Raw genomic sequence first — 26143 nt, forward strand, 5'->3', positions numbered from 1 at the left:
TCGGGCAGCCTGGTTCGCATTCATCTTTATCGTCGTAGGTGATCACAAAAGGTAGTGGAAAAACCTGAATAGGCGTATTCATAATAGGTATATCACAGGCAATATAATGCCAATACACCATTTCCCATGGCATGTCGGTCAGGTCATAGACGTCGAACTGAGAGCCCTCATCACGCCTTTGAAACCGACTTACCCCTGGCAAGGTACTCACGGTTCCGGAGTAATAATTACCGTGCATATCGGTCAGCTCGCACCATCCGTTATACACAACAAACTGGTCATTCTGCTCGACAAAATCAGTACACTGCGCTATCACCTCGGCCAGATTATTACCCGATAAAACCGTCACTTGTTTACTGCGATCAAAGAACTCCCTGAAGTAATTAAACACCACATCTAGATCTACATCCTCATGAGGCTCACCATCTCCCATATATATTTCGGTTAGAGGATAATGATGCCCATACCCAGCTTCTGGGCCATTGAAGTCAATAACATTGCAGTGATAAAGCGGCGCGCTGGCCTGAACAGCAAAGCTGCCCAGCAGATGCCATAAGGTTAACAAGCAAAACAGCAGCGTACGAATCAACATAGCGATACCTTCCCTGATCAAATTCAGTAGAAAGTACCAATTACAAGAACAAATTGCAATTTAAACGTTGCAAAATTAAATGAAGATTTAATGAATATACTTTTCAGCGTTACAATAGGTGTAAAAAAAGCCCGGCTGGAAATCCAGCCGGGCTTTCTTGTACGTACAATTCGCTTATTTGGCTTCTGGCCGCATATGCGGAAACAGAATCACATCCCGAATGGATGGCGCATCGGCCAACAGCATTACCAAACGATCGATGCCTATGCCCTGGCCAGCCGTAGGCGGCAAGCCGTGCTCCAGCGCAGTCACGAAGTCCTCGTCGTAGAACATGGCTTCATCATCACCGGCATCTTTTTGCTTCACCTGCTCAAGGAAACGCTCGGCCTGATCTTCAGCATCGTTTAGCTCGCTAAAGCCATTCCCCAGTTCGCGGCCACCGATAAAGAACTCGAAGCGGTCGGTAATCTCAGGGTTATGGTCGTTACGACGAGCCAGTGGTGATACCTCTGCTGGGTACTCGGTAATAAAGGTAGGATGACGCAGCTTGGTTTCTACCAGCTCGTCAAATACCTCCATCAGGATACGGCCATGGCCGTAGTTGGCTTTGACGTCAATACCCAGGCTTTTCGCCAGTTCAGCCACTGCTTCACGCGTAGCCAGTTGCTCTTTGGTTACTGTCGGGTTGAAGTGCAAAATGGACTCGGTCACCGACATCCGGGCAAAGGGCTTACCAAAATCAAAGACTTCACCCTGATACGGCACTTCGGTACTGCCCAGTACTTCCAGCGCCAAACCACGGAATAACTTCTCCGTTAAGTCCATTAAGTCGTTGTAATCCGCATACGCCCAGTAAAACTCCAGCATGGTGAATTCCGGGTTATGGCGGGTCGAGACCCCTTCGTTGCGGAAGTTACGATTGAGCTCAAAAACTTTTTCAAAACCACCAACCACCAGCCGCTTTAAATACAGCTCGGGCGCTATCCGCAAAAACATTTGCATATCCAGTGCATTGTGGTGGGTTTCAAAGGGGCGCGCCGAGGCGCCGCCTGGAATGCCTTGCAGCATTGGCGTTTCGACTTCTAAAAAGCCTTCATCATTGAAAAAACGACGGATATAGGCCACGGTTTTGCTGCGTACCAGGAAAGTTTTACGCGATTGCTCGTTGGAAATTAAGTCCAGATAACGCTGGCGATAGCGCGCTTCATTATCGGTTAAGCCGTGGAATTTATCTGGCAAGGGCCGCAGGGCTTTGGTCAGCAGGCGGATATCCGTCAGCCAGACCGTTAATTCACCGGTCTGGGTTTTAAATAAATGGCCACTGGCACCGATAATATCGCCCAGATCCCACTTTTTAAATTGCTCGTTGTACACGCCTTCCGGCAGGCTGTCCCGGGCTACATAGAGTTGAATTTTACCGCCCATATCGGCAATGGTGGTAAAGCTGGCTTTGCCCATAATGCGCCGGGTCATAATGCGCCCACCCAGACTGACGGTGATCTTCTGTTCTTCCAGCTCTTCCTTGCTCAGGTGGCCATACTTGGCAATCACATCACTGGAAATACTGTCGCGTCGAAAATCGTTCGGGAATAGAAAACCGTCTTCGCGCAGCGCCGCTAATTTATGTTTTCGCTCAGCAATCAGCTTGTTAACGTCCTGAATTTCGTTATCTTGGTTCTGCTGTTCGGCCATGTTTGATTCCTGAGTGTTGTAAGTAAGAGCGTTTGGTGACTTATAAGCCGGCTTTTAAGCTGGCTTCAATAAACTTATCCAGATTGCCGTCTAACACCGCCTGGGTATTGCGGGTCTCAACGCCGGTACGTAGATCTTTGATACGGGAGTCATCCAGCACGTAAGAGCGGATCTGACTGCCCCAGCCAATATCGGACTTGCTGTCTTCCAGCGCCTGCTTCTCGGCATTTTGTTTTTGCAGCTCCAGCTCATACAACTTGGCGCGCAATTGCTTGAAAGCATTGTCACGGTTTTTGTGCTGCGAGCGGTCGCTTTGGCACTGTACCACCGTATTGGTCGGTAAGTGAGTGATCCGAATGGCTGAATCAGTCCGGTTAACGTGCTGACCACCAGCGCCGGAGGCGCGGTAGGTATCAATACGTAAATCGGCCGGATTGATTTCAATTTCAATATCATCGTCAATTTCCGGTGCCACAAACACCGAAGCAAAGGAAGTATGACGGCGATTGCCGGAGTCGAACGGACTTTTGCGCACCAGCCGGTGCACACCGGTTTCAGTGCGCAACCAGCCATAGGCGTATTCACCACTGAACTTGATGGTGCAGCCTTTGATACCAGCCACATCACCATCGGTGACTTCGTAAAGCTCAGGGTTAAAGCCTTTGTCTTCACCCCAGCGCAGATACATCCGCATCAACATGCTGGCCCAGTCTTGCGCTTCGGTGCCACCCGAACCCGACTGAATATCCAGATAGCAGTCGGAGGCATCGTGTTTGCCAGAGAACATCCGGCGAAACTCGAGTAACTCCAACTGTTGCACCAGCTCCGCCAGCTCAGTTTTGGCTTCTTCAAAAGTATCTTCGTCGTCGGCTTCTACCGCCAGCTCTACCAGGCCAGCCACATCCTGCACGCCCTGCTCCAGCTTCTGGATGGTGCCAACCACCTGCTCCAATGCCGAGCGCTCTTTACCCAATGCCTGCGCTTTTTCCGGCTCATTCCAGATGGCAGGATCTTCCAGTTCGCGGCTTACTTCTTCCAGGCGTTCTTGCTTGCTATCGTAGTCAAAGATACCCCCGAAGCACAGCAGTGCGCTCGGTAACGTCTTTGATACTCTGGTGGACTGGGTTAACTTCAAACATGGGATCTGAACCTTGCTACGGCGACAAAAAAATTGGCGTGGATTGTAGCAAATTTCCACGCCAAGGGCAGTAGTTTTCGCCGTTTATACGGCCATCATATGCCGCACCAGCAATTGCAGGTTTTGTTGTTGGCGAAATTCGTTCACATCCAGTTGATAGGCCAGCCGCACCTGCTGCACATTCACATCCGGCCAGTTGTTGCGGTCGGCATTAAACCAGATGGCATCCAGCAATTGCCCCGAACTGTGCTGCAGCATCAATTTGAGATGTTTATCAGCCAGCACTTTTTGTTGCAGCAGGCGAAACTCGCCTTCAAATACCGGCTCTGGGAAAGCCTGCCCCCAGGGGCCCGCTTGCTGCAGTAGCTCAGCAAACTCCAATGCCAGACAATCTTGCGGTAACTCACCGTCGGTGAGCAGCTCGGCCTGCAATAGCTCGTCACTGATCCAACGACTTGCCACGTAATTAAGTGCTAACTGAAAAGTATCCAGTCGCTCAGCATCGATGGTAAGCCCCGCAGCCATCGCATGACCGCCAAATTTTTTCAGTAACCCCGGATACTGGCTGGCAATGGCTTCAAGCATATCACGGATATGCAAACCAGGAATGGAGCGGGCCGAGCCTTTTAGCTCGCCGCCATCGCCCTCGGCAAACACCACCACAGGGCGATGGTACTGCTCTTTGATGCGACCTGCCAGGATGCCAATCACGCCCTGATGCCAGTCGGCCTGGTACAAGCACAAACAAGCAGGCAACTCAGCTTGTTGCAAGGATAACTGCCGCAAAAACTGCTGCGCTTCCAGTTGCATGCTTTGCTCAATGGCCCGCCGCTCCACATTAAGCTCATCCAGCCGGGCAGCCAACTCTCGTGCTGGCCCAAGTTCTGGTGCCAACAGGCAACTGATACCAAGCGACATATCATCCAATCGGCCAGCAGCATTAAGCCGCGGTGCCAACGCAAAGCCAAAGTCGCTGGCTGTCAGCCGGCTGGCCGTGCGGTTCGCCACATCTATCAGGGCCTGAATACCTGGCCGGCAACGTCCAGAGCGGATCCGCTGCAGCCCCTGATGCACTAAAATACGGTTGTTGCTATCCAGCGGTACCACATCGGCGACAGTACCCAGCGCGACCAAATCCAGCAACTCCGCCAGGTTGGGCTCTTTGAGTGCTTTTTGCTGAAAATACTGCTGCTCACGCAAACAGGCACGTAACGCCAGCAATAAATAAAAAGCAACCCCAACCCCGGCCAGGGCTTTACTTGGAAAGTCACAACCCGGCTGGTTTGGATTCACTATCGCATCGGCCGCTGGTAACTCACTGCCCGCCAGATGATGATCTGTGACCAGTACCTTGACACCAGCCGCCTTAGCAACCGCCACCCCATCGACAGCAGAGATGCCATTATCAACAGTAATAATCAGCTCTGCCCCCTGAGCTACCGCAAGTTCGGCTATTTCCGGGCTTAAGCCATAGCCGTACTCAAAGCGATTGGGTACCAGGTATTCCAGGTATTTAAAACCAAAGGCTTTCAAGCCGGCCATCAGCACTGCGGTACTGGTGGCACCATCGGCATCAAAGTCTCCAACAATCACAATATGCTGCTGGCTTTGCAATGCTGTGATCAACAGCTGGGTGGCCGCATCCATGCCTTTTAGTTGCTGCCATGGCAGCAAGTCAGCAGCAGCACGATTCAACTCTTTGATATCGCGTATGCCGCGGCTTAGGTACAAGCGCTGCAACACTGGGTGCAAATCACCAGCCAGGGTGGCACCAGGTACGCTGCGCTGACGAAGCTGCTTGGTCATCATATCAATTGGTCAGTTGTTGAATCAGTGCAGCAGCCGGTTGATAACCAGGGATCATCTGGCCACTTGGTAACACAATGGCCGGGGTGCCAGTCACACCAAAAGCCTGCCCCAGTTGGTAGTGATTCGCCACCGGGTTACGGCACTCAATGGCACGAACTGAACGCCCTGCTTTGGCATCATCCATGGCACTGTTTTTATCGCGCGAGCACCAAATAGCAGCCAGATCTTTGCCGGTATCGGATGCCAAACCACCACGAGGGAATGCCAGGTAACGTACTGTGATGCCGGCTTTGTTGTAATCAGCAATTTCCTGATGCAAACGACGGCAATAGCCACAGCTTGGATCGGTAAATACCGTCACCACATGGCGCTCGTCTTTGGCTTTGTACTCAATGTAATCGCTGTGCTTGTCTAGTTGCTGCTGGCGGAATGGCCGCATTTGTTGCTCATTCACCAGTTCACGATTTTGAATATCGAACAGGTTGCCTTCAAAAAAGAAATTGCCGTCGTTGCTGACAAAAAACAGCCCGCGATTGGTAAACACCTGCACCAGGCCAGTAACTGGCGATGCTGTCATCGAGTCAACCTGCAAACCCAGCTGGCCTAATTGGCGGTTAATGTTGGCTTCGTCGAAGGCAGTTGTACTTTCCGCCAGCGCCGAACCAGCCCATAAACCAAGTGCAGCCATTAATGTTGTCAGTCGAAGCATGATGAATCCTTTACTCTACTTTGGTTAACCCCGAGGGTGATGTTGTTGATGCAGTCCCTTCAAGCGGGCCTGCGCTATATGGGTATAAATCTGGGTGCTGGACAAATCGCTGTGTCCAAGCAGCATTTGCACAACCCGCAAATCAGCGCCATGGTTCAATAAATGGGTCGCAAAAGCATGCCGCAAGGTGTGCGGTGACAGCGCGCTTTGAATGCCCGCTACCTTAGCGTAAAACTTGATACGATGCCAGAAGGTCTGCCGGGTCATCATCTGGCCCCGGCTACTCGGAAACAACACCTCAACCGGCTGGTTAAGCAGCTCTGGCCGGGCATCGGTTAAATAATGCTGCAGCCAGTCCATCGCTTCTTCACCTATGGGTACCAGCCGCTCTTTGCGGCCTTTGCCCTGCACCAGCAAGACCCCCTGGCGTAAATTCAGTTGCCGCAGGGTCAATCCAACCAACTCACTCACCCGAAGGCCAGCGGCATACAAGACTTCCAGCATGGCTTTATCACGCAATCCTATGGTAGTTGTCAGATCAGGCGCAGCCAGTAAAGCCTCCACCTCACTTTCCGACAAGCTTTTTGGCAAGTTGCGCCCAAGCTTAGGGTTGAGCGTTTGGCTAAGCGGATGATCTGCCCTTTGGCCACTCTGCTGCAGCCAGCCATAAAAACGGCGCAGTGCACTCAGTCGCCTGGCGGTGCTGCGTGCACTGTAGTTTTCATCTTGCAACTGTGCCAGGTAAGACTCAATCGCCTGCGGTTGCACCTGCAACAGATCATGACCCAAGTCACTCTGTGCCAAAAAACTGGCAAATTTGCGTAAATCACTGCCATAAGCGCTTAACGTATGCCTGCTCGCCGCAGACTCCAGCCAGAGTTGCTGCAAAAAAGTTTCAATCAACGGGTGCTCAGCTGCCGACACACTCTGCTCTTTCACGGTCAAATTCATCGGGCTGCTAGTGTACCGCGAACGGGATCGGACACAAAGCCTTCGCCTTACTTTTGCCAACAAGCCGCTTTTGGTAAACTTAGCCTTTCCAGAGCGATGCGGAGTACACGACTAATGCAGATTGGTCTGTTTTATGGTTCCACCACCTGTTATACCGAAATGGTAGCAGAGAAAATTCAGCAACTGCTGGGGCCTGAGCTGGTGGCACTGCACAACCTGAAAGATACCCCTCTGAGCCGAATGCAGGATTACGACATTCTTATCCTGGGTATTTCTACCTGGGACTTTGGTGAACTGCAGGAAGACTGGGAGGCTTGTTGGGCCGATATCGCTGAGTTGGATCTGAACGACAAAGTCATTGCGCTTTATGGCATGGGCGATCAAATCGGCTACACCGAATGGTTTCAGGATGCGCTGGGCATGCTGCACCACGCCATTAGCCACAATCGCTGTGACCGTATTGGGCTATGGCCCAATCAGGGCTATGAATTCGAAGCATCTAAAGCACTGACCGAGGATGGTCAGTGGTTTTATGGCCTGGCACTGGATGATGAAAACCAGTACGAGCTAACGGATGCCCGCCTACAGCAATGGGTTGATCAGTTGCTGGCTGAGCTGGCAGCGCTGTAACAACACCTAAAATTTCAGGTAAAAGTCTTTTAACAGTTGCCGGTAGTCCCCACTATACTGGCCATCGCTCTGTTGGATACACAACTGGCTGTACTCCGGGACAGCCGGTTGCCGGCTGAGCTGCAGCAAAGCACGGCGCACGGCTTTCTGTGGGCCTGGTTGCACCCGGCAAAGTCGTTTTAGCTGCCAGCCCGCCAGCGTGGCTGCCTGCAGCAACAACGACACACTGCTATCCGGGATCACCAGCGCAAAATCTGCATCATCACTGGCCAATTGCGCCGCCTGTTGCAACAACTGTGGCCAGGGCAGGCTATCACTATGCCGTGCCAGCTGGCGGGCAGCATCCCGTGCAGGCACGGCCTGATGAAAATAAGGTGGATTGCACAGCAGCAAAGAGTAACGCTCCGCCGGCTGATAGGTTAGAATATCCTGTTCCAGCACTTGTATGGCTGATCGCCAGGGGCTGGCTGCCACATTCATACGGCTTTGCCGCACGGCACCGGCATCCAGATCCAATGCAGTAATAGGCTGCAGGCCCTGGCTGCGCTGTGCCAGCATCAGGCTAAGAATGCCACTGCCGCAACCAATATCCAACAGGTTGCCGCTGGCGGGAATACGGACCCAGGCACCCAGCAAAAAAGCATCGGTGCCCACTTTCATCGCACAGTGCTGATGGCCGATGAAAAACTGTTTACATTGAAAACCTGCTGCCATAATCCCTCCGGGGCCAAGTGTATCTGGCGGCAGCCACCTTGTCATCCGCCCGGCGTTGTTACGGCAAAAGCCCAGCGGTTTATAACAAGAGCCCGGCGGTTTATACCAAGAGAGTAGTGCATGCAATTTGATGAGTTCGATCTGCACCCGGCCTTAGGCCGGGCGTTGCAAAAATGCGGCTTTAAGCAAGCCACCCAGATCCAGCAACTGGTGTTGCCCTATGCACTGGAAGCGCGTGATATCCTGGCGTGTGCCCCAACAGGCACCGGCAAAACGCTGGCGTTTTTAGTGCCAGCGATTCAATACCTGCTGGATTTCCCGCGCCGCGCACCTGGCTTTGCCCGGGTATTGATTATGACACCGACCCGGGAACTGGCGTATCAGGTGCATCAGGAGATCCAGCGACTGATCCAGTTTACCGAGCTCAATGCTGGTGTGATCACCGGAGGCAGCCATTACGACAGCCATACCGATGTGCTGACTAAGAACAACGATTTACTGGTAGCCACCCCAGGGCGCCTGATCGAATACCTGGATAAAGAAAAATTCCAGGCCGAGCATATTGAGCTGCTGATCCTGGATGAAGCTGACCGCATGCTGGATATGGGCTTTATTGGCGAAATGAACCGCATTGTGCTGGAAGCCCGTCAGCGCAAACAAACCATGTTGTTCTCTGCCACGCTGGAAGGTGCCAATCTGGAGCGTTTTGCCGGCCACTCGTTGCATGAACCAGAACGGATTGAAGCTGAGCCGCCCCGGCGTGAGCGCGGTAAAATTACCCAGTGGATCCACCTGGCCGATGATCTGAACCATAAGCTGGCGTTGCTGACACATCTGCTAAAGCAAGATGAGGTACACAAAGCCATTGTCTTTGTTAAAACCAAAGAGCGGTTGGCACAACTGACCGGCCAGCTGCAAACCGCTGGTATTCGCAATTGCTGGCTGCAAGGCGATATGCCACTGGATAAACGCCAGCAAGCCATCTTCCGCTTTCGACAAGGCCAGTCTCCGGTGCTGATCGCTACCGATGTGGCGGCCCGCGGCCTGGATATTGACGACATCAGTCATGTGATCAACTACGATATGCCACGCACCGCCGATATCTATGTGCACCGCATTGGCCGCACCGGTCGGGCCGGCAAAAAAGGCACCGCCATCTCGCTGGTCGAAGCACACGATATGGCGATTCTCAGCAAAATTGAACGCTACACCGAGCAAAAACTGAAACGCCGCTTTATCGAAGGCCTAAGGCCAAAGCACAAAGAAGCCAAGGTACCGGTAAAAAAGAAAAAGCCAGCCGCCAAGAAAAAAGCCAAAAAGAAGTAAGGATCTTTCCACCTGCTTATGCATAGTCAGACCACATCAGCCAGCAAGGCAGCCACCCCATCCCTGGCACTGGTTGCCTTGCTGGCCGCGCTATTTGCCACCACTCCCCTGGCCATCGACATGTACTTGCCGGCCATGCCTACCATGGCAGAGGGCATGGGCGCTCCGATCGGTATGGTGCAACAATCACTGAGCATATTTTTGGTTTTTTATGCACTAGGGATGTTGATTACCGGTCCACTGGCCGATAGCCTTGGTCGCCGCAAACTGGCATTAAGTGGCTTAGCAGGCTTTGCCCTGGCCAGCGTAATGCTTAGCCAAACCAACTCCATTGAAGTCTTCCTGTTTTGGCGGGCGATCCAGGCCTTTAGTGGTGCCGCGGCAACCGTGGTTGTGCCAGGTATTATTCGCTACCTGTACCAAGAGCATACCGCCAAGGGCATGTCGTATGTCGCCATGACCATGATGCTGGCACCTTTGCTGGCACCTGCTCTTGGCAGCCTGGTAATGTGGTTCAGTAGCTGGCAAATGATTTTTGTCAGTCTGGCACTCTACGCTGCAATCATGTTATTAATTTGCTGGCGTTACCTGCCCAATATAAACCAGAGCAAGCCGGCAGAAACTGCTGCCAGGCTGCAATTCCTGCATGGCTATAAAACGGTGCTTTCGCTTAAAGCCGCCAGACCCGACATTGCCACCTCGATGTTCAGTTCATTTGCCTTTTTCTGCTTCCTGACTGCCGTACCTTTGGTGTACATCGAATATTTTGGTGTCAATGAGCTCTGGTTTGCCTTGCTGTTTGCTTTTAATGTGTTGTTGTTGATGCTGGCCAACTTACTGAACAGCCGCTTAGTCAGCCGGACCGGACCTGAGCGCATGCTAAAACTGGGCGTAATACTGGCTCTGAGCAGTGCCAGCTTGCTGGTACTCTTTAATGCCTTGCACTTATCCCTTTGGTTTACCGTACTTACGATAGGTCCTTTAATGGCCAGCCTTGGTTTAATTGCCACCAACGCCGATGCGATGATTCTAATGCGGTTTCCCGAACATACCGGAACAGCCACGGCAGTGATAGGCACCTTACGCTTCGGTTCAGGTGCTTTGGCCGGCCCTTTACTGGCTCTTACTTATACAGGGACGGCTTTGCCGTTTTCTGTGCTGATGTGGCTGGGTGTCCTGTGCATCCTACTCAGCCAATGGCATAAGCAGAAAGCATTTCGATGAAACAAAAAAAGCACCCGAAGGTGCTTTTTTTGTAGAGAGCAGGCGTAATTAACGCTTGCCCACCATGCTGAAACGCTTTTTGAAGCGATCAACACGACCACCAACGTCCAGTACTTTTTGCTTGCCGGTGTAGAATGGGTGGCAGGCAGAGCAGACGTCCAGGTGGATGTCTTTGCACAAGGCTGAACGGGTTTTGAAAGAGTTACCGCAAGTACAGGTTGCAGTAATTTCTTGGTATTCTGGGTGAATTCCTGGCTTCATGGGTTACCTCAGTTTAAGGCCGTATCGCCACCTGGTCGCTAAACGCCGGGCACCATACGCGGTTACAGTTCAATTAGGGCGCGTAGTTTATTCGATCTACTCTGGCCTTGCAAGCAGCAGAGGTACGATTCAACATGCTTTTTCGGTTGCGAAGCCATGGTGCCAGTCGATACACTAGCCGTATTACGAATCGGTGGCCCAGGGCCACACTCAACGGGTAGCCGTGCCAGTGTCAGTGATCCGGGTTGCTTTGCCAGTCCCCTTGCGTCAATCCTTTGATTATCGGTTGCCTGTCGGTATCGAAGTGCAGGTGGGTTGTCGGGTTTTAGTGCCTTTTGGCAAACGAGAATTGGTAGGAATTGTCTGGCAACTGCAACCAGCAGATGCTTTTGCTGAAGACGCCTTAAAATCCATAGTTGCAGTGCTGGATGACAGCCCTGTGCTGTCCGGGCAGCTGTGTCGGTTGCTGTCTTTTGCCGCCGATTACTACCATCACCCGCTGGGAGAGGTGCTGATCTCTGCCATCCCTGCTTTGCTGCGGGAGGGCAAGCCACTGCCTGGCTATCAGTCGTTGCATTACCAACTTACCCAGGCAGGTCAGGCTGTCACCGAGACAGATTTACAGCGAGCGCCCAAACAATTGGCTCTGTGGCAGCAACTGCGGCAAGGGGGATTAGCGGCTGATAGCATCACCTCCGAGCAGCGGCCGGCACTGCGAGCACTGCTGCAAAAACAACTGGTAGCCGCCATCGAGGTACCTTTTTCTCCTTACCCTGCAGTCACCAGTACCCAAGCAGGTTTAAAACTAACCACCGATCAGGCGCTGGCAGTATCTGCGATTGTGCAGGCGCAGGGTCGTTTTCAGCCATTCTTGCTGGAAGGTATTACCGGCTCTGGCAAAACCGAAGTGTATTTGCAAAGCATCGCCCCTTTGCTGGCAGAGGGGAAACAGGTGCTGGTGCTGGTGCCAGAGATAGGATTAACCCCGCAAACGCTGGCTCGTTTTGCCGATCGTTTTCAGGTACCGGTGCTTAGCTGGCATTCCGGGCTAACGGATACCGAACGCCTGGCCTGCTGGCAACAAGCCGCCACCGGCAGTGCCGCTATTGTGATTGGCACCCGCTCGGCGCTGTTTTTACGCTTTGCCAGCCTTGGCCTGATCGTAATCGATGAAGAGCATGATGCCTCGCTAAAACAGCAGGACGGCTTTCGCTACCATGCCCGTGATCTGGCGGTAAAAAGAGCTGCTTTGGAGCAATGCCCGGTAGTACTGGGCTCAGCCACTCCCAGCCTGGAAAGTCTGTACAATGCTCTGCACAAGCGCTTTCAACTGCTGACACTTAGCAGCAGAGCCAGTGGCCAGCAATTGCCAACACTGGAACTGGTTAATTTACAACAGCAAGCAGTGCAATTTGGTCTGGCCGATAGCAGCATCCAACAAATAAAGCACACCTTGCAGCAAGGCTTTCAGGTGATGCTGTTTTTAAACCGGCGCGGTTTTGCCCCGGCTTTATCGTGCGATGAATGCGGCTGGGTCGCCGATTGCCAGCGCTGCGATGCCAGCATGACCTGGCACAAGCAGGATCGCCAGCTCAATTGCCATCATTGCGGCAGCAGCCGGCCGGTGCCCCGGCAATGCGGCCATTGCGGCAGCACCCGGCTGGTGCCGCTTGGTCAGGGTACCGAGCAACTGGAAGCCCAGTTGCAACCGATGTTTCCGGAGGTTCCGGTAGTACGGCTGGATCGCGACAGCACACGGCGCAAAGGCAGCCTGGTCGAAGCACTGCAGCACATCACCGCAGGCGGACCACAATTAATCGTCGGTACCCAGATGCTGGCCAAAGGCCATCATTTTCCCAAAGTCACTTTGGTGGTGATTGTCGATGTCGATGGCGCTCTGTTTAGCAGCGACTTTCGGGCACCGGAGCAACTGGCGCAATTGATCACCCAGGTGGCTGGTCGAGCTGGCAGGGCGCAGCATGCCGGCAAAGTGCTGCTGCAAAGCCGTTATCCGGACCATGGTATTTTGCAGGATATCATTCACAACGGCTACGACTCCTTTGCCCGGCTGGCTTTAAAAGAGCGCCAGCAAACCCTGCTGCCCCCCTATCAGTATCTGGCGCTGTTTCGCGCCGAATCGCATCAGGACGACGCCCCCAGGCAATGGTTGCAACAGTTGGTTGAACTGGCGCAAACAGAGGCGCCCAAAGTACAGCTGCTGGGTCCAATTCGGGCACCGCTGGAACGCAAAGCCGGCAAATACCGCTGGCAACTGCATTGCTACAGTGCCAGCCGCGCTGGCCTGCACCAATTGCTTAATCAGCTGATTGCCGCCAGTCAAAGCTGGCCACTGACCCGCAAGCTGCGCTGGCAACTGGATGTAGATCCTGTGGATTTGTCCTGACTAGCCCCAAGATGTGTTCGAGTGTCGATTGCACTGCTGTCCCCTAAACCGCTAGAATAGCCATTGATTCGATGTTGGAGTACCAGGCCCACCATGCCAAAACATGATTATGTAAAAACCGCCCGCCCCAAAGCCAAACCCCGCAAAAAAGCGCCCGCAAAAGCGCCTTTTCCCTGGCTGGTGCTGTCGGTTACGGCCGGGTTGGTGCTTATTTTTGGCTGGTTTCTCTGGACCATCAACCAGCAAGAGCCGGTAACCACCAAGCCTCAGCCTCCTGTGGCAGTGAAAGATGAGCTACCTGAGCGCCCGACAGAAGAACCGTACCAGTACATTCGGGAGCTGGAAAACCGCGAAGTGGTGGTGGAAGTACGTGAGCTCGAATCGCGCGGGCCTTTCCAGATGCAATGCGCCTCCTTTCGCAGTGAAGAACAAGCCGATGCGATGCGGGCACAGATTGCTTTTGCTGGTTTTTCTTCCAGCATCCGCCGCACTGAAGGCAGCAATGGTGTCTGGTATCGGGTAGTGCTCGGCCCATACGACAGCCGCCGTCAGGCCGAGTCTGATCGTAACCGGCTGCGCCGTAATGGCATCAACAGCTGCCAGATCTGGAATTGGAACTAACTGCGTCATCAGTCTCCCCTTGAAAAGCGCTGACGGAGCCCTCAGATAGCTTTCATCGAAAATGCCATAAGGGCTCCTCATGACTACCATAGTTTCTGTCCGCCGTAATGGCCTGGTCGCACTGGGCGGCGATGGCCAGGTTTCTCTCGGCAATACCGTAATGAAAGGCAACGCCCGCAAAGTACGCCGCCTGTATCACGACAAGGTACTGGCTGGCTTTGCCGGTGGCACTGCCGACGCTTTTACCTTATTTGAGCGTTTTGAAGCCAAGCTGGAAATGCATCAGGGCCATCTGATGCGAGCTGCAGTGGAACTGGCAAAAGACTGGCGTACTGATCGCATGCTAAGACGCTTAGAAGCATTACTTGCAGTAGCTGATACCACCGCATCACTCATCATCACCGGCAACGGCGATGTGATCCAACCGGAGCATGATCTGATTGCCATCGGCAGCGGCGGCCCTTTTGCGCAGGCTGCAGCCACCGCTTTGCTGGAAAATACCGAGCTGGCCGCCAAGGACATTGTCGAGAAAAGTCTGACCATCGCTGGCAATATTTGCGTATTTACCAACCAGCACCACACCATTGAACAGTTATAAGCAGGTTACCTTATGTCCGATATGACACCCAGAGAAATTGTGCACGAGCTGGATCGGCACATCATCGGCCAACACCAGGCCAAGCGAGCCGTGGCCATTGCGCTGCGAAACCGCTGGCGCCGGATGCAGCTGCCTGAAGCCCTGCGCCAGGAAGTCACGCCGAAAAATATTCTAATGATAGGCCCGACCGGGGTGGGTAAAACCGAAATTGCCCGGCGTTTGGCCAAGCTGGCCAATGCGCCTTTTATCAAGGTCGAAGCCACCAAGTTCACCGAGGTGGGCTATGTCGGCAAAGATGTGGAAAGCATTATCCGCGATCTGGCCGACAGTGCGGTAAAAATGCTGCGCGAGCAGGAAATTGCCAAGAACCAGTACCGGGCGGAAGAAGCGGCCGAAGAGCGTATTTTGGATGCTCTGTTGCCACGCGCCCGTGATAACTGGCAAGACGAGCAGCCGGCAGAAAACAGCAACACCCGTCAGGTGTTTCGCAAAAAGCTGCGCGAAGGCCAATTGGATGATAAAGAAATCGATATTGACATCGCTCAGCAGCAAATCGGTATCGAAATTATGACCCCGCCTGGCATGGAAGAAATGACCTCGCAGTTGCAAAGCATGTTTCAGAACCTCGGCAGCGAGCGTAAGAAAAAGCGTAAACTAAAAATCAAAGATGCCTTTAAACTGCTGGTAGAAGAAGAAGCCAGCCGCCTGGTCAATCCAGAAGAGCTGAAACTGCAAGCCATTGAACTGGTAGAGCAAAACGGCATTGTGTTTTTGGATGAGGTGGACAAAATCTGTAAGCGGGAAAATACCGGCGGCCCGGATGTCTCCCGCGAAGGGGTGCAACGTGACTTACTGCCATTGATTGAAGGCTGTACCGTCAACACCAAGCACGGCATGATCAAAACCGATCATATTCTGTTTATCGCTTCGGGTGCTTTCCAGATGAGTAAGCCGTCGGATTTGGTACCAGAGCTGCAGGGCCGCTTGCCCATCCGGGTCGAGTTATCCGCGCTTACCGCCGACGATTTCGAACGGGTATTGACCGAGCCCAAGGCTTCGCTAACCGAGCAGAGCATTGCCATGCTGGCGACCGAAGGGGTCAAGCTGGAATTTACCAAAGATGGCATTCGCAAGCTGGCTGATGCGGCTTTTCATGTCAATGAAAAAACCGAAAACATCGGTGCCCGTCGTCTTTATACCGTGATGGAGCGTTTGCTGGATGAAATCTCCTATGAAGCGGCTGATCATGCCGGTCAGAGCGTGTTGGTCGATGCAGCTTATGTGGATAAACATCTGGATGCATTGGTGCAGGACGAAGACTTAAGTCGCTTTATTCTGTAATCATGACCAAAGCTGCTGTGGTCCGCAAGCTGCATTATCACAGACGCAGCAAGCAATTGGAGCTGCATTTTGCCGATGGCAGCAGTGCCACCCTTTCGGCCGAGTTTTTACGGGTGCATTCCCCCTCGGCCGAAGTACAAGGCCATGGCAAACCGGTATTGGTAGTAAATAAGCAAGCGGTAGGCATCGAACGGCTGGAGCCGAGTGGTCATTACGGAGTACGAATTTGCTTTGATGATGGCCATCAAGCCGGAATTTATCGGTGGGCCTACCTGCACCAACTGGTAACAGAGCAAGCAAGGCTATGGCAGCAGTATCAGCAGCGGTTGGCGACAGCCAAAGCACAGCAAGATAATGTGCCCATTCGCTTTATTGATGCTTCAGCCCCACCCCACAGGGACTAAATCCACTAGCAGTGTCATTCTGGCCGCTCGCGCGGCATCGGTTGCGAAACACCATGCAAACGCTGCCAGGCCTGTTGCAACCGCTCCACTAGATGGGGATCGGTTGTTTTACTGGCAGCCAGGTAAGCGGCAGCACCTGATACAGGCAATAGCCATAACAGCTGCAAAGTATCACCAGGCAACTGATAAGGCTCTAGCAACTCAGTCAGTAATGCCGGGTTTTCGACCACCGCATCCACCCGTTTATGCACCAATAGCTGAAAGGCCTCGTCGGTAGTGGCCGTGAAAAACAGATCCAATTGGCCAGCTTCAGGCATCGCCTTGAGCAACGGCACCGCAGCATGATCACGCGGCACCGCCAAACTCATACGGCCCCCCTGAAGTAACTGCTGTTTGAGTGCCGCCTGTTGTTCTGTTTTTACCAGTACTGCCAGCTCAAAGTTGGCGATAGGGCCAATCCAGTGAAACTGGCTTTCACGCTCGGGCAGGCGGGCCATGGCGTAGATCAGCACATTGGGCTCGGTTCGTGCCAGTTGATAGGCCCTGGCCCAGGGGTAGATAACAAAGTCTGCATCCAAACCTGCTTCATTAAGCAGTTGCCGCACCCAAAGCGTATTGCTGCCGGCCACTTCCCCATCGACCATGGTCTGGTAGCTACCCATCGGAGTGGTGACGGCCGTTAACGGCTCTGTTGGTACAGCATTCGCTGCCAGCATAAGTGCGGCTCCCAACAACAGCTGCATGCCTCTCCCCCTCTGCCACACCTTACCTTGTCACCTCAGGCCTTAAAGCGATCCACCGTCTGATGCAAGCGGGCTGCCTGCACCGCCACTTCATCACTGACCTCTGCATTGTGCTGCGCATGCTGATAGGACTGCACCGAGATATCACGAATTTTCACCACATTCTGGTTCACTTCGGCAGCAACCTGGCTTTGCTCTTCGATGGCCGCCGCTATCTGCGTGGTCATGTCCATAATACCACTGACATCTTCGGTGATTTGCTCCAGCAACTGCCGGGCCAACTGCGCTTGGTCAGCACTGGCCAGCCCCTGCTCCCTACAATGCAACATCACCTGGACAATGTCTTTGGTCCGCCCCTGCAACCCCCCAATAATCTGTTCAATCTGCCGGGTCGATTCCTGCGTCCGCATCGCCAGGTTGCGAACCTCGTCCGCCACCACCGCAAAGCCCCGGCCCTGTTCACCAGCACGTGCTGCTTCAATCGCAGCATTCAGTGCCAGCAAATTGGTCTGCTCGGCGATGCCGCGGATCACATCCAGCACCGATCCAATGGTTTGGCTGTCTTGCTCCAGCGCTTCGACCACCTGGGTAGCATCCTGTAATTCAGCGGATAACTGCTGAATACCGGCCACTGTTTTTTCGACCTCCTGCTGACCATGCTGAGCGTTGTCGTTGGTGCTGCTGGCCCGACTGGCCGTGCTTTCGGTATTGCCGGCAATTTCATTGATGGTGGCGCCCATTTCGGTGACAGCCGTTGCCACCATATCGCTTTCCTGCTGCTGCAGCTGCATGCCATCGCTGGTTTCATTGGTCGATTTGGCCAGTTGCTGGGTCGCGGTATCCAGCATCTCCAGGGCCTGGTTGACATTATTCACCAGATCCTGAAAGTCACCAATCATGCCATTGACATCATTGGCCAGCTGGGTCATTTCATCCTTGCCTTCCACCTGAATGCGCTGTCGGAAATCATTGTCGCGCCGAATCAACCCCACCGTCTGACACACAGCCAGTATGGGTTGCAAAATGCTGCGGCTGGTTGCAAATACCAGAGACAACGCCAGTACGAGTACCAACACAAAAAAGCTTAAAGCCAGCCATTGGGTACGATCTACGGCACGGCTGATGGCTTGACCGGTGGCCTCGGATAGTTGCTGCAAACTTTGCTCAGTAGCCTGAATCGCCCGCCGCATTTCTCCTTGTAAGCCAGAGTTCTGATCCAACCCGGCCTGCTGGTAAGCCGAAACCAGATTGGAAAAAGCCAACTGGTAAGCCGATAGCAACTGCTGCATTTGCTGGCCGCCTGCAGCATCGACCATATCAGTCTGAATAGCGCGCTGCAGAGTTTGTACTTCACGGCCGAAACGCTGGTAATAATCCGCATCACGTCGTAACAGGAAATCCTTCTCATGGCGACGCAACAACAGCAATTGCGCCATCAGACGATCATCGCCACGCCGCTGCACCAGTTGTTCAATCTGCTGGGCGGCCTGACGCAACTCCCCCTGCAACCCCTGCTCTGGTGTCAGCCCCATGCGCTGATATTGCTGCACCAAAGCTGCAAAGCTTTGCTGGTAGCGCTCGGTCAATTGACTGAACTCCTGCAAAGGGCGACGATCAATGCCATGCTGCTGCAGGTTGGCATCCAGGCTGCCGACTAATTGCTGCGTACCGCTATAATGCTGCTGCATGCGCTCCAGGTAACGGCTTTCAAATCGCAACAAGAAATCCTTTTCATGGCGTCGAAACATCAATACATCGGTATTGAGCCGCTGCACACTTTCCTGCGCCTGAGCCAGACTGGTTAACTGACTGCTTTGGTAAAACAGTAGCCACAGCATCACCAACATGGCAAGCAGTAACGCAATACCATTAGCCATCAGCCGTTGTTTGATACTAAATTGTCTGAACATACTGCTCTCCTAACAAGCGAAGGTTTTTGAATGCATTAACAAGCATAGTCAGTGCCTGGAAAAGGTGCGCGAGAATAGCAGAAAAAAATCCTGCCAGATACCAAGTACCCTACTTAACTTCCTGATAGCGCAGATAAGCGCTTGAGCTGTCACACAGGCCAGTTATACTATGGGTTACCCGCGCTGTTCATCCGGAGCCACCCATGGAATACAATACTTCTGAATTATCCGATCTCTACGCCGACTCAATTGATGTGGTAGAGCCTATTTTCAGCAACTACGGTGGCCGCCGCTCCTTTGGTGGCCGGGTACGCACCATCAAGTGCTTTGAAGACAATGGCCTTATTCGTCAGGTACTGGCTGAACCAGGTGTAGGCATGGTATTGCTTATTGATGGTGGAGGCTCCAGCCGCCGTGCTTTGCTGGATGCCGAGCTGGTGTCGCTGGCTAACAGCCAGGGCTGGGAAGGCATTGTCTGCTATGGCTGTGTGCGGGATGTGGATGCACTGGAGGATTTCGATGTCGGCGTTCAGGCCATCAATGCCATCCCGGTTGGGGCTGATGACAAAGGCTTCGGCGAACTGGATGTGCCGGTGAATTTTGCCGGTGTTACCTTTTTACCCGATGATCACCTCTACGCCGACAATACCGGCATTATCCTGTCTCCCGATCCATTGGATATTGAATAAGCCATGGCACTGCTGCGTTACACCACCGAGCAACTGAATGCCTGGTTTAAAACCAGACCAGCAGAACAACGCCAGGGTCAAAGTGTCCTGCTGCCAGACCCGGCACTGCCAATCGCCGAAGCTTTGCAGCAAGCCAGGGCCAAAGGTGCCCGCTTTGCCCTACTAGGGATCCCGGAAGACATAGGCCCAAGAGCCAACCTCGGTCAGGGGGGAGCAGAGCTGGGCTGGCAAGCCTTTTTACACTGCTGGCTTAACTTGCAAGCCAATGCCTTTACCCAAGCGGCAGGCCCAATCCTGCTGGCTGGCGAAGTGGATTGTAGCAAGCTGTTGCGGCAAAGCCGTGAGCTGGATGCCACGAACCCAGCGCAATTGCAACAACTGCGACAGCTGTGCGCAGAGTTGGACCAACAAGTAGAGCAAGCCATACTGCCGCTCTTTGCCGCAGGTTTTGATGTTCTGATCATTGGCGGCGGCCATAACAATGCCTACCCTATTATAAAAGCACTGGCCAAGCAAACAGCTTTGCCTGTCAGCTGTGCCAATCTGGACCCTCATGCAGATTTCCGCCCGCAGGAAGGTCGTCACAGCGGCAATGGCTTTAGCTATGCGAAAACAGAGCAATTACTGGATAAGTACTTTGTCTTAGGCCTGCATGAACTAAAGAACAATCAAGCCAGCCTGGATGCTCTGCAGCAGGCAGAAGCAGAGTTTATCAGCCTGCAAAAGCTCAGCCCGCGACATGAGATCTCCTGGCCTGAGGCCGTGGATCAGTGCATCGACTTTGTGGCCAACTCCGAAGGTGCCATTGGTATTGAGCTGGATACCGACAGCATTGAAGGCATGCCTGTCAGCGCTTTTACCAGCAGCGGGCTTTCGGTACAGGCCGCCGAGCACTATGTCTATCAACTGGCTCAATTACCACGCTGTCGCTATGTGCACCTGGCTGAAGCAGCACCTGCCAGACACCCTGCCGGCATCGAAGCTGGCATGCTGCATACGGGCCAGGTACTGGCCACCTTGTGTTATGCCTTTATTCAGGCGCGGGCGAACCTACCGGACCAGACGACTTCTGCCACTGTTTAAGCCAGGGAGCCAGCCCTTTTAGCTCAAAAGGCCGGGAGTAGTAAAAACCCTGGCCTCTGGTGCAACCCATCGTCAACAGCTTTTGTTCAACCTGTTTCTCCTCAATCCCTTCAGCAACCACCCCCAAACCAAGGTTTCTGGCAATATCGATAATAGCCCCGGTAATGGCAATATGGGTATCGCTTTTATGCAGGTCGTTGATAAAGCTGCAGTCAATCTTCACATGGCTGATTGGCAACTGCCGTAAATGAAACAGGGAAGAAAAACCGGTACCAAAATCATCCAGCGCCAACTCAACACCCAACTGCTGCAAACGCAACAACATGGTAATTGCCTGCACGGGTTCATGTGTCAGAGCTCGCTCGGTCAGTTCAAGCACCAGGCTAGCCGGCCTGACCTGGTGTTGCAGCAATAAGGCTTGAATAAAATCCACCAACTCATCCTGCAACAGATCTTTGCTGGATAAATTCACTGCCAGCTTCATCGCTGGAAACTCTGCCTGCAGCTCTGCCAGGCTTTGGATGGATTGCTGCAACACCCATTGTGTCAGTGAATAAATAACCCCAAGCTGTTCGGCAGTCTCCAAAAAATCATCCGGCGCTAACTGGCCAAGCCTTGGATGTTGCCAGCGAACCAACACCTCAGCAGCCTCTAAGGTTCCTTGCTTTAGATCCATTTGTGGTTGAACATAGAGCGCCAACTGCTGCTGTTCGATGCCCTGGCGCAACTCGGCCATAAAGCGTAATTTGTCATCGGTGTATGTCAGCAGACCAGGATCAAATACCGCATTATCTGGGGTATGCCAGCGGTGGTGTTGCAACGCCAGATAAGCCCGCTCCAATAATTCATTCAGTTGCCCTCCGTGCTCCGGAAAGTAGGCAATCCCGGTGCATACCTGATAGCTCATCGCACTACTTTGCAGCAATAGCGGCTGCACAACATGCTGCTCCACTTGCCTTGCTAATTGCTCTGCCAAATAAGGGGACCTTGAAATATCCGCCCAGGCTACAAAATCGACACCACCAAGATGACACAGCCGGATGGCTTTTTGCTCCCGCAGCTCCAGGCAAAGCAAAGCCTCCTGTGCATGCAATTGCTCATTAATGCGGTGGGCCAGTTGCATCAGCAGTAAGTTGCTGTTTCGATAACCCAGCGCTTCATTGATGGCCTCAAACTGAGTCACTTTGAACAACAAAAGAGCACAATGCTTATCAGCTTGCTGTTGAAACACGGTGGTCAATTGCTGGCGCAATAATTCTTTGTTAGGAAAACCTGTGATTTCATCGTGCAAAAGCTGATGCACGCGCAACGGGGACTCCGCTGACCTGGCCAGTTGTTGCTGCAGCCTTCGGTTCTGCCATAACAGCACCACAATCGGTAGTACCAGCAGCAATGGCCACCAGGGCAGCCAGGCAGAGAAACTGTCATCAGCGGCCCAGACAAAATAAGGACATGCCCCCAGGCACAAGAGACTCAGATAGCGCATTTGGGATAACTCAGCATCAGGTATTGGCTTAGCATAACGACTTTGTCTGGATTGTAAAGTAAAGGTCAAATCTGTAGCTGACGCCCGGCAACAACCAATTGTCGCAAAGGATTTACCCCCTGCTGATACACCAACTCCGCCGGCTGGCTGATGGCATAACAGCCAAAGTTGGCTTTGTTGCCAACCGCCAAAGTTCCGGCATCACGGATACCCAGCGCTGTCGCGGCATGACGGGTCACACCAAGCAAAGCTTCTTCCGGGGTTAGCGCAAAGAAGGTACAGGCCATATTCAGCATCAGCGGCAGATTGCACAGCGGCGAGGTGCCTGGGTTAAGATCGGTGGCAACCGCCATCGGCACCTGGTAGCGGCGCAGCAGCTCAATCGGCGGCTTTTTGGTTTCTTTTAAAAAGTAAAAAGCACCCGGCAGCAGCACTGCCACGGTGCCGGCTTTGGCCATCGCCTGCACACCGGCTTCGTCCAGATACTCGATGTGATCGGCCGACAGGCCGCCAAACTCGGCCACCAGTGCACTGCCACCCAGGTTGGACAACTGCTCGGCATGGGCTTTGACCGGCAATCCCAGCGCTGTGGCGGTTTCAAACAGCCGGTGGCTTTGCTCAACGCTAAAGCCGATGCCTTCGCAAAACACATCGACCGCATCGACCAGCTGCTGTCGGTGCAGCTCGGGCAACATGGTCTGGCACAGGTAATCGATGTAGGCATCGCTGTCACTAAATTCCGGCGGCAAGGCATGAGCCCCTAAAAAGGTGGTATGGATACGAATGGGATGATGGACCGCCAGCTCACGCGCTACCTGCAGCATTTTTTGCTCGCTGGCCAAGTCCAGCCCGTAGCCGGATTTAATTTCCACTTCGGTTACCCCTTGCGACAGCAAGGCATTGAGCCGGTCTTTGCCTAGCACAAACAGCTGCTCGGCACTGGCCTCGCGGGTGGCTTTAACGGTGGAGCGAATACCGCCCCCGGCTTTGGCAATGGCCTCATAGCTGGCCCCTTGCAGCCGCAGTTCAAACTCATTGGCCCGGTTGCCGCCATAGACCAAATGGGTATGGCAATCGATCAGCCCCGGCAGAAGCCACTGCCCCTGCACATCGTACAAAGGGGTACTAAGCGCATCAAAGGCGGGAAGTTCGCTTTTCGGGCCCAGCCAGGCAATGCGGCCATCTTTCACAGCAATAGCACCATCGGTGATGGCGCCATAGGGTTCGCTGCCGGCTTGCATGGTGGCCAGATTGGCATTGAGCCAAACCGCATCAAATTCAGTCATTAAGCTACTCCGGGATCAATTAAGTGCTGTTTTAATAAAAATAGTGTACCGCAAAAACTTGTATATACAACCAAGATCAGCTATTTTTATTAGCAACCGTTGCCACCAAGGGATCGCCAGCGCATGGCCGTTGCCAAATTTGCTGAAATCAAAGATTTTATGCTGACCCAGATCGAAATCGGTGCCTGGCCCGAACACAGCCGGGTGCCGTCCGAGAACGAGCTGGCCGAGCAGTTTGCGGTGAGCCGGATGACCGCCCGCCGCGCGCTGCAAGAGCTGACCGAGCAAGGCATTTTGTACCGTACCCAGGGTGTGGGCAGCTTTGTTGCGGCACTGAAATCGCAATCCTCCTTGCTGGAAATTCGCAACATTGCCGATGAAATCCACAGCCGTGGTCACAGCTACCGGGCAGAGCTGATCCAGTTGACCGAGCTGCCCTGCCCGGCCACCGTGGCGGCGGCGCTGGGTTTAAAGCACAACGAGCGGGTGTTTTTCTCACTGATTGTGCACTTTGAAGACCGACAGCCGCTGCAGCTGGAAGCCCGTTACGTCAATCCGCGGCAAGTTCCGGATTACATGGCGCAGGATTTTTCCGCCATCACACCGCACCTGTATTTAAGCCAGGTGGCACCGCTGACCGAGGCGGAGCATACGGTGGAAGCCATCTTGCCGGATAGCTTCACCTGCCAGCATTTGCAATTGAAAAAACCCGAACCCTGCCTGCGTCTGACCCGTCGCACCTTTAGCCGCGATGGTGCCGTCAGCCTGGCGTACCTGACCTCCCCCGGCAGCCGTTACCGGCTCGGGGGCCATTTAAATTTCGCGCCAGCAGGCGCAACCAGGAGCTAATGATGTCTGATCCACGTATCGATAACAGCCGGGTGATCCGCGCCACCAGAGGCGCGGAAAAAACCGCCAAAAGCTGGCTGACCGAAGCCGCCAAACGCATGCTGATGAACAACCTGGACCCGGATGTGGCCGAGCACCCGCAATCGCTGGTGGTGTACGGCGGTATCGGCCGGGCGGCCCGCGACTGGGCCTGCTTCGATAAAATTATTGAAGTACTGGACCGGCTGGAAGACGACCAGACCTTGCTGGTGCAAAGTGGCAAGCCGGTCGGGGTCTTCCCCACCCACCCGGATGCACCCCGGGTGCTGATTGCCAACTCCAATCTGGTGCCGGCCTGGGCCAACTGGGAGCACTTTAACGAGCTGGATAAAAAAGGCCTGATGATGTACGGCCAGATGACCGCCGGCTCCTGGATTTACATCGGCTCGCAAGGCATCGTGCAAGGCACTTACGAGACCTTTGTGGCCATGGCTAAACAGCATTTCAATGGCGATGCCAGCGGCAAATGGATCCTGACCGGTGGCCTGGGCGGCATGGGCGGCGCTCAGCCACTGGCCGGCACCATGGCCGGTTTTCATATGATTGCCTGTGAAGTGGATGAAAGCCGCATTGATTTCCGGCTGCGCACCGGCTACGTCGATGTCAAAGCCACCAGTCTGGATCAGGCGCTGCAGCTGCTGGAGCAAGCCAAAGCCTCCGGCAAGCCGACCTCCATTGGTTTGCTGGCCAATGCCGCCGATGTCTTTGCCGAGCTGGTAGAGCGCAACATCATCCCGGATGTGGTGACCGATCAAACCTCTGCCCACGACCCACTGAATGGGTACCTGCCACAAGGCTGGAGCATGACTGAAGCAGCCGAACGCCGCCTGCAAAACCCGGATCAGGTGGTCAAAGCCGCCAAGCAGTCAATGGCAGTGCAAGTTCAGGCCACGCTCGATATGCAGAGCAAAGGCGCCGTCGCAGTTGATTACGGCAACAACATTCGTCAGATGGCCAAGGACGAAGGCGTGTACAATGCCTTTGATTACCCGGGCTTTGTGCCGGCCTACATCCGGCCGCTGTTTTGTGAAGGTGTTGGGCCATTTCGCTGGGTGGCGCTGTCGGGCGATCCGGAAGACATTTACAAGACCGACCAAAAAGTCAAAGAGCTGATCCCGGACAACCCGCACCTGCACCACTGGCTGGATATGGCGCGTGAGAAAATCCACTTCCAGGGTCTGCCAGCCCGTATCTGCTGGATTGGCTTAAAAGATCGGGCCCGCATCGCACTGGCCTTTAACGAAATGGTGCAAAACGGCGAGCTCAAAGCTCCTATCGTGATTGGCCGCGATCATTTGGACTCCGGCTCTGTTGCCAGCCCGAACCGTGAAACTGAAGCCATGCTGGATGGCTCGGATGCCGTCTCCGACTGGCCACTACTGAACGCCTTGCTGAACACCGCCGGTGGTGCCAGCTGGGTCTCGCTGCACCACGGTGGTGGTGTCGGCATGGGCTACAGCCAGCACTCAGGTGTGGTGATTGTGGCCGATGGCACCGAAGCGGCCGCCAAACGACTGGGCCGGGTGCTGTGGAACGATCCGGGTACCGGCGTGATGCGCCATGCCGATGCCGGCTACGACATTGCCCAAAACTGCGCCCGCGAGCAAGGGCTGGATTTACCGATGCTGAGCACCAAGGAGTAAG

At 53.8% G+C, this 26143-nt stretch carries 24 protein-coding genes; 12 read left to right on the forward strand and 12 right to left on the reverse strand.

All coding sequences use genetic code 11. The annotated features are described in order from the left end of the window. The 6 genes from ABC502_RS17060 to xerD form a co-directional block, all read right to left on the reverse strand. On the reverse strand, positions 1-592 hold a 592-nt coding region (locus tag ABC502_RS17060), incomplete at its 3' end, for a hypothetical protein (RefSeq protein WP_345916758.1). Positions 593-766: 174 nt separating this feature from the next. Further along, the gene (lysS, locus tag ABC502_RS17065; RefSeq protein ID WP_330087434.1) at positions 767-2284 is read right to left on the reverse strand and encodes a lysine--tRNA ligase; all 1518 of its coding nucleotides are present in this window, start codon (positions 2282-2284) and stop codon (positions 767-769) included. Between the two features lie 40 nt (positions 2285-2324). Continuing rightward, positions 2325-3423, reverse strand: a protein-coding gene (gene prfB / locus ABC502_RS17070) for a peptide chain release factor 2 (RefSeq protein ID WP_345916759.1) whose coding sequence is annotated in 2 segments (ribosomal slippage) — positions 2325-3347 and positions 3349-3423 — 1098 coding nt in all. Because the reading frame shifts where the segments join, the coding sequence is not laid out codon by codon here. Positions 3424-3506: 83 nt separating this feature from the next. Continuing rightward, on the reverse strand, positions 3507-5231 hold the full coding sequence (gene recJ, locus ABC502_RS17075; RefSeq protein WP_345916760.1) for a single-stranded-DNA-specific exonuclease RecJ: 1725 nt from the start codon (positions 5229-5231) through the stop codon (positions 3507-3509). A 1-nt stretch (position 5232) separates the two neighbouring features. Continuing rightward, positions 5233-5940: a bifunctional protein-disulfide isomerase/oxidoreductase DsbC gene (gene dsbC, locus ABC502_RS17080; protein ID WP_345916761.1), complete on the reverse strand. Its 708-nt coding sequence runs from the start codon at positions 5938-5940 to the stop codon at positions 5233-5235. Between the two features lie 24 nt (positions 5941-5964). Next, complete coding sequence (xerD, locus tag ABC502_RS17085; protein WP_345916890.1) at positions 5965-6864, reverse strand: site-specific tyrosine recombinase XerD; 900 nt, start codon at positions 6862-6864, stop codon at positions 5965-5967. Between the two features lie 141 nt (positions 6865-7005). On the opposite strand from xerD, the gene fldB reads away from it, so the two are divergent. Then, complete coding sequence (gene fldB, locus ABC502_RS17090; protein ID WP_330087430.1) at positions 7006-7521, forward strand: flavodoxin FldB; 516 nt, start codon at positions 7006-7008, stop codon at positions 7519-7521. Positions 7522-7527: 6 nt separating this feature from the next. Here fldB and ABC502_RS17095 read toward each other — a convergent pair whose 3' ends face one another. Continuing rightward, positions 7528-8235, reverse strand: coding sequence for a methyltransferase (locus ABC502_RS17095; RefSeq protein ID WP_345916762.1), 708 nt, complete (start codon positions 8233-8235; stop codon positions 7528-7530). 120 nt (positions 8236-8355) lie between these two features. Between ABC502_RS17095 and srmB the strand changes: the two genes are divergently transcribed. Beyond that, the gene (gene srmB / locus ABC502_RS17100) at positions 8356-9561 is read left to right on the forward strand and encodes an ATP-dependent RNA helicase SrmB (protein ID WP_345916763.1); all 1206 of its coding nucleotides are present in this window, start codon (positions 8356-8358) and stop codon (positions 9559-9561) included. Positions 9562-9579: 18 nt separating this feature from the next. Then, the gene (locus ABC502_RS17105; RefSeq protein WP_345916764.1) at positions 9580-10785 is read left to right on the forward strand and encodes a multidrug effflux MFS transporter; all 1206 of its coding nucleotides are present in this window, start codon (positions 9580-9582) and stop codon (positions 10783-10785) included. Between the two features lie 48 nt (positions 10786-10833). Here the strand turns inward: ABC502_RS17105 and rpmE are convergent, their stop codons facing one another. Further along, a complete protein-coding gene (gene rpmE, locus ABC502_RS17110; RefSeq protein WP_330087426.1) occupies positions 10834-11046 on the reverse strand; it encodes a 50S ribosomal protein L31 in 213 nt (70 codons plus the stop codon). A 229-nt stretch (positions 11047-11275) separates the two neighbouring features. On the opposite strand from rpmE, the gene priA reads away from it, so the two are divergent. From priA to ABC502_RS17135, 5 genes are all read left to right on the forward strand, one after another. Further along, complete coding sequence (gene priA, locus ABC502_RS17115; RefSeq protein ID WP_345916891.1) at positions 11276-13450, forward strand: primosomal protein N'; 2175 nt, start codon at positions 11276-11278, stop codon at positions 13448-13450. A gap of 93 nt (positions 13451-13543) precedes the next feature. Continuing rightward, a complete protein-coding gene (locus ABC502_RS17120) occupies positions 13544-14071 on the forward strand; it encodes an SPOR domain-containing protein (RefSeq protein WP_330087425.1) in 528 nt (175 codons plus the stop codon). Between the two features lie 79 nt (positions 14072-14150). Next, the gene (hslV, locus tag ABC502_RS17125; protein ID WP_330087424.1) at positions 14151-14669 is read left to right on the forward strand and encodes an ATP-dependent protease subunit HslV; all 519 of its coding nucleotides are present in this window, start codon (positions 14151-14153) and stop codon (positions 14667-14669) included. Positions 14670-14681: 12 nt separating this feature from the next. Continuing rightward, positions 14682-16010 carry an HslU--HslV peptidase ATPase subunit gene (gene hslU / locus ABC502_RS17130; protein WP_330087423.1) on the forward strand — a complete coding sequence of 443 codons (1329 nt, stop codon included), beginning with the start codon at positions 14682-14684 and terminating at the stop codon, positions 16008-16010. Between the two features lie 2 nt (positions 16011-16012). Next, positions 16013-16414: a gamma-butyrobetaine hydroxylase-like domain-containing protein gene (locus ABC502_RS17135; RefSeq protein WP_345916765.1), complete on the forward strand. Its 402-nt coding sequence runs from the start codon at positions 16013-16015 to the stop codon at positions 16412-16414. A gap of 14 nt (positions 16415-16428) precedes the next feature. On the opposite strand, the gene ABC502_RS17140 is transcribed toward ABC502_RS17135, so the two are convergent. Together ABC502_RS17140 and ABC502_RS17145 are read right to left on the reverse strand one after the other, a co-directional pair. Continuing rightward, the gene (locus tag ABC502_RS17140) at positions 16429-17157 is read right to left on the reverse strand and encodes a transporter substrate-binding domain-containing protein (protein ID WP_345916766.1); all 729 of its coding nucleotides are present in this window, start codon (positions 17155-17157) and stop codon (positions 16429-16431) included. A 35-nt stretch (positions 17158-17192) separates the two neighbouring features. Beyond that, on the reverse strand, positions 17193-19067 hold the full coding sequence (locus ABC502_RS17145; protein ID WP_345916767.1) for a methyl-accepting chemotaxis protein: 1875 nt from the start codon (positions 19065-19067) through the stop codon (positions 17193-17195). Positions 19068-19270: 203 nt separating this feature from the next. On the opposite strand from ABC502_RS17145, the gene rraA reads away from it, so the two are divergent. Next, on the forward strand, positions 19271-19756 hold the full coding sequence (gene rraA, locus ABC502_RS17150; protein WP_345916768.1) for a ribonuclease E activity regulator RraA: 486 nt from the start codon (positions 19271-19273) through the stop codon (positions 19754-19756). A 3-nt stretch (positions 19757-19759) separates the two neighbouring features. Beyond that, positions 19760-20839, forward strand: a complete 1080-nt coding sequence (locus ABC502_RS17155; protein WP_345916769.1) for a formimidoylglutamase — start codon at positions 19760-19762, stop codon at positions 20837-20839. Here ABC502_RS17155 and ABC502_RS17160 read toward each other — a convergent pair. Then, positions 20787-22394, reverse strand: coding sequence for a GGDEF domain-containing phosphodiesterase (locus ABC502_RS17160; protein WP_345916770.1), 1608 nt, complete (start codon positions 22392-22394; stop codon positions 20787-20789). The two genes, ABC502_RS17155 and ABC502_RS17160, sit on opposite strands and share 53 nt — an antisense overlap. Continuing rightward, positions 22391-23611, reverse strand: a complete 1221-nt coding sequence (gene hutI, locus ABC502_RS17165) for an imidazolonepropionase (RefSeq protein ID WP_345916771.1) — start codon at positions 23609-23611, stop codon at positions 22391-22393. The genes ABC502_RS17160 and hutI overlap by 4 nt, the downstream gene beginning before the upstream one ends. A gap of 123 nt (positions 23612-23734) precedes the next feature. Between hutI and hutC the strand changes: the two genes are divergently transcribed. Continuing rightward, entirely contained in the window at positions 23735-24460 is a 726-nt protein-coding gene (gene hutC, locus ABC502_RS17170) for a histidine utilization repressor (RefSeq protein WP_345916772.1), read from the forward strand. A gap of 2 nt (positions 24461-24462) precedes the next feature. Beyond that, complete coding sequence (gene hutU, locus ABC502_RS17175) at positions 24463-26142, forward strand: urocanate hydratase (RefSeq protein ID WP_345916773.1); 1680 nt, start codon at positions 24463-24465, stop codon at positions 26140-26142. The last annotated feature ends 1 nt before the right edge of the window (position 26143 follow it).

Source organism: Alkalimonas sp. NCh-2, assembly GCF_039631345.1.
Lineage (GTDB): Bacteria > Pseudomonadota > Gammaproteobacteria > Enterobacterales > Alteromonadaceae > Alkalimonas > Alkalimonas mucilaginosa.

Bases quoted from the DNA above. Each gene is read 5' to 3' on its own strand.
- lysS (WP_330087434.1), bottom strand. From the start codon at position 2,284: ATGGCCGAACAGCAGAACCAAGATAACGAAATTCAGGACGTTAACAAG.
- recJ (WP_345916760.1), bottom strand. From the start codon at position 5,231: ATGATGACCAAGCAGCTTCGTCAGCGCAGCGTACCTGGTGCCACCCTG.
- dsbC (WP_345916761.1), bottom strand. From the start codon at position 5,940: ATGCTTCGACTGACAACATTAATGGCTGCACTTGGTTTATGGGCTGGT.
- fldB (WP_330087430.1), top strand. From the start codon at position 7,006: ATGCAGATTGGTCTGTTTTATGGTTCCACCACCTGTTATACCGAAATG.
- ABC502_RS17095 (WP_345916762.1), bottom strand. From the start codon at position 8,235: ATGGCAGCAGGTTTTCAATGTAAACAGTTTTTCATCGGCCATCAGCAC.
- srmB (WP_345916763.1), top strand. From the start codon at position 8,356: ATGCAATTTGATGAGTTCGATCTGCACCCGGCCTTAGGCCGGGCGTTG.
- ABC502_RS17105 (WP_345916764.1), top strand. From the start codon at position 9,580: ATGCATAGTCAGACCACATCAGCCAGCAAGGCAGCCACCCCATCCCTG.
- rpmE (WP_330087426.1), bottom strand. From the start codon at position 11,046: ATGAAGCCAGGAATTCACCCAGAATACCAAGAAATTACTGCAACCTGT.
- ABC502_RS17120 (WP_330087425.1), top strand. From the start codon at position 13,544: ATGCCAAAACATGATTATGTAAAAACCGCCCGCCCCAAAGCCAAACCC.
- hslV (WP_330087424.1), top strand. From the start codon at position 14,151: ATGACTACCATAGTTTCTGTCCGCCGTAATGGCCTGGTCGCACTGGGC.
- hslU (WP_330087423.1), top strand. From the start codon at position 14,682: ATGTCCGATATGACACCCAGAGAAATTGTGCACGAGCTGGATCGGCAC.
- ABC502_RS17135 (WP_345916765.1), top strand. From the start codon at position 16,013: ATGACCAAAGCTGCTGTGGTCCGCAAGCTGCATTATCACAGACGCAGC.
- ABC502_RS17140 (WP_345916766.1), bottom strand. From the start codon at position 17,157: ATGCAGCTGTTGTTGGGAGCCGCACTTATGCTGGCAGCGAATGCTGTA.
- ABC502_RS17145 (WP_345916767.1), bottom strand. From the start codon at position 19,067: ATGTTCAGACAATTTAGTATCAAACAACGGCTGATGGCTAATGGTATT.
- rraA (WP_345916768.1), top strand. From the start codon at position 19,271: ATGGAATACAATACTTCTGAATTATCCGATCTCTACGCCGACTCAATT.
- ABC502_RS17155 (WP_345916769.1), top strand. From the start codon at position 19,760: ATGGCACTGCTGCGTTACACCACCGAGCAACTGAATGCCTGGTTTAAA.
- hutI (WP_345916771.1), bottom strand. From the start codon at position 23,611: ATGACTGAATTTGATGCGGTTTGGCTCAATGCCAATCTGGCCACCATG.
- hutC (WP_345916772.1), top strand. From the start codon at position 23,735: ATGGCCGTTGCCAAATTTGCTGAAATCAAAGATTTTATGCTGACCCAG.
- hutU (WP_345916773.1), top strand. From the start codon at position 24,463: ATGTCTGATCCACGTATCGATAACAGCCGGGTGATCCGCGCCACCAGA.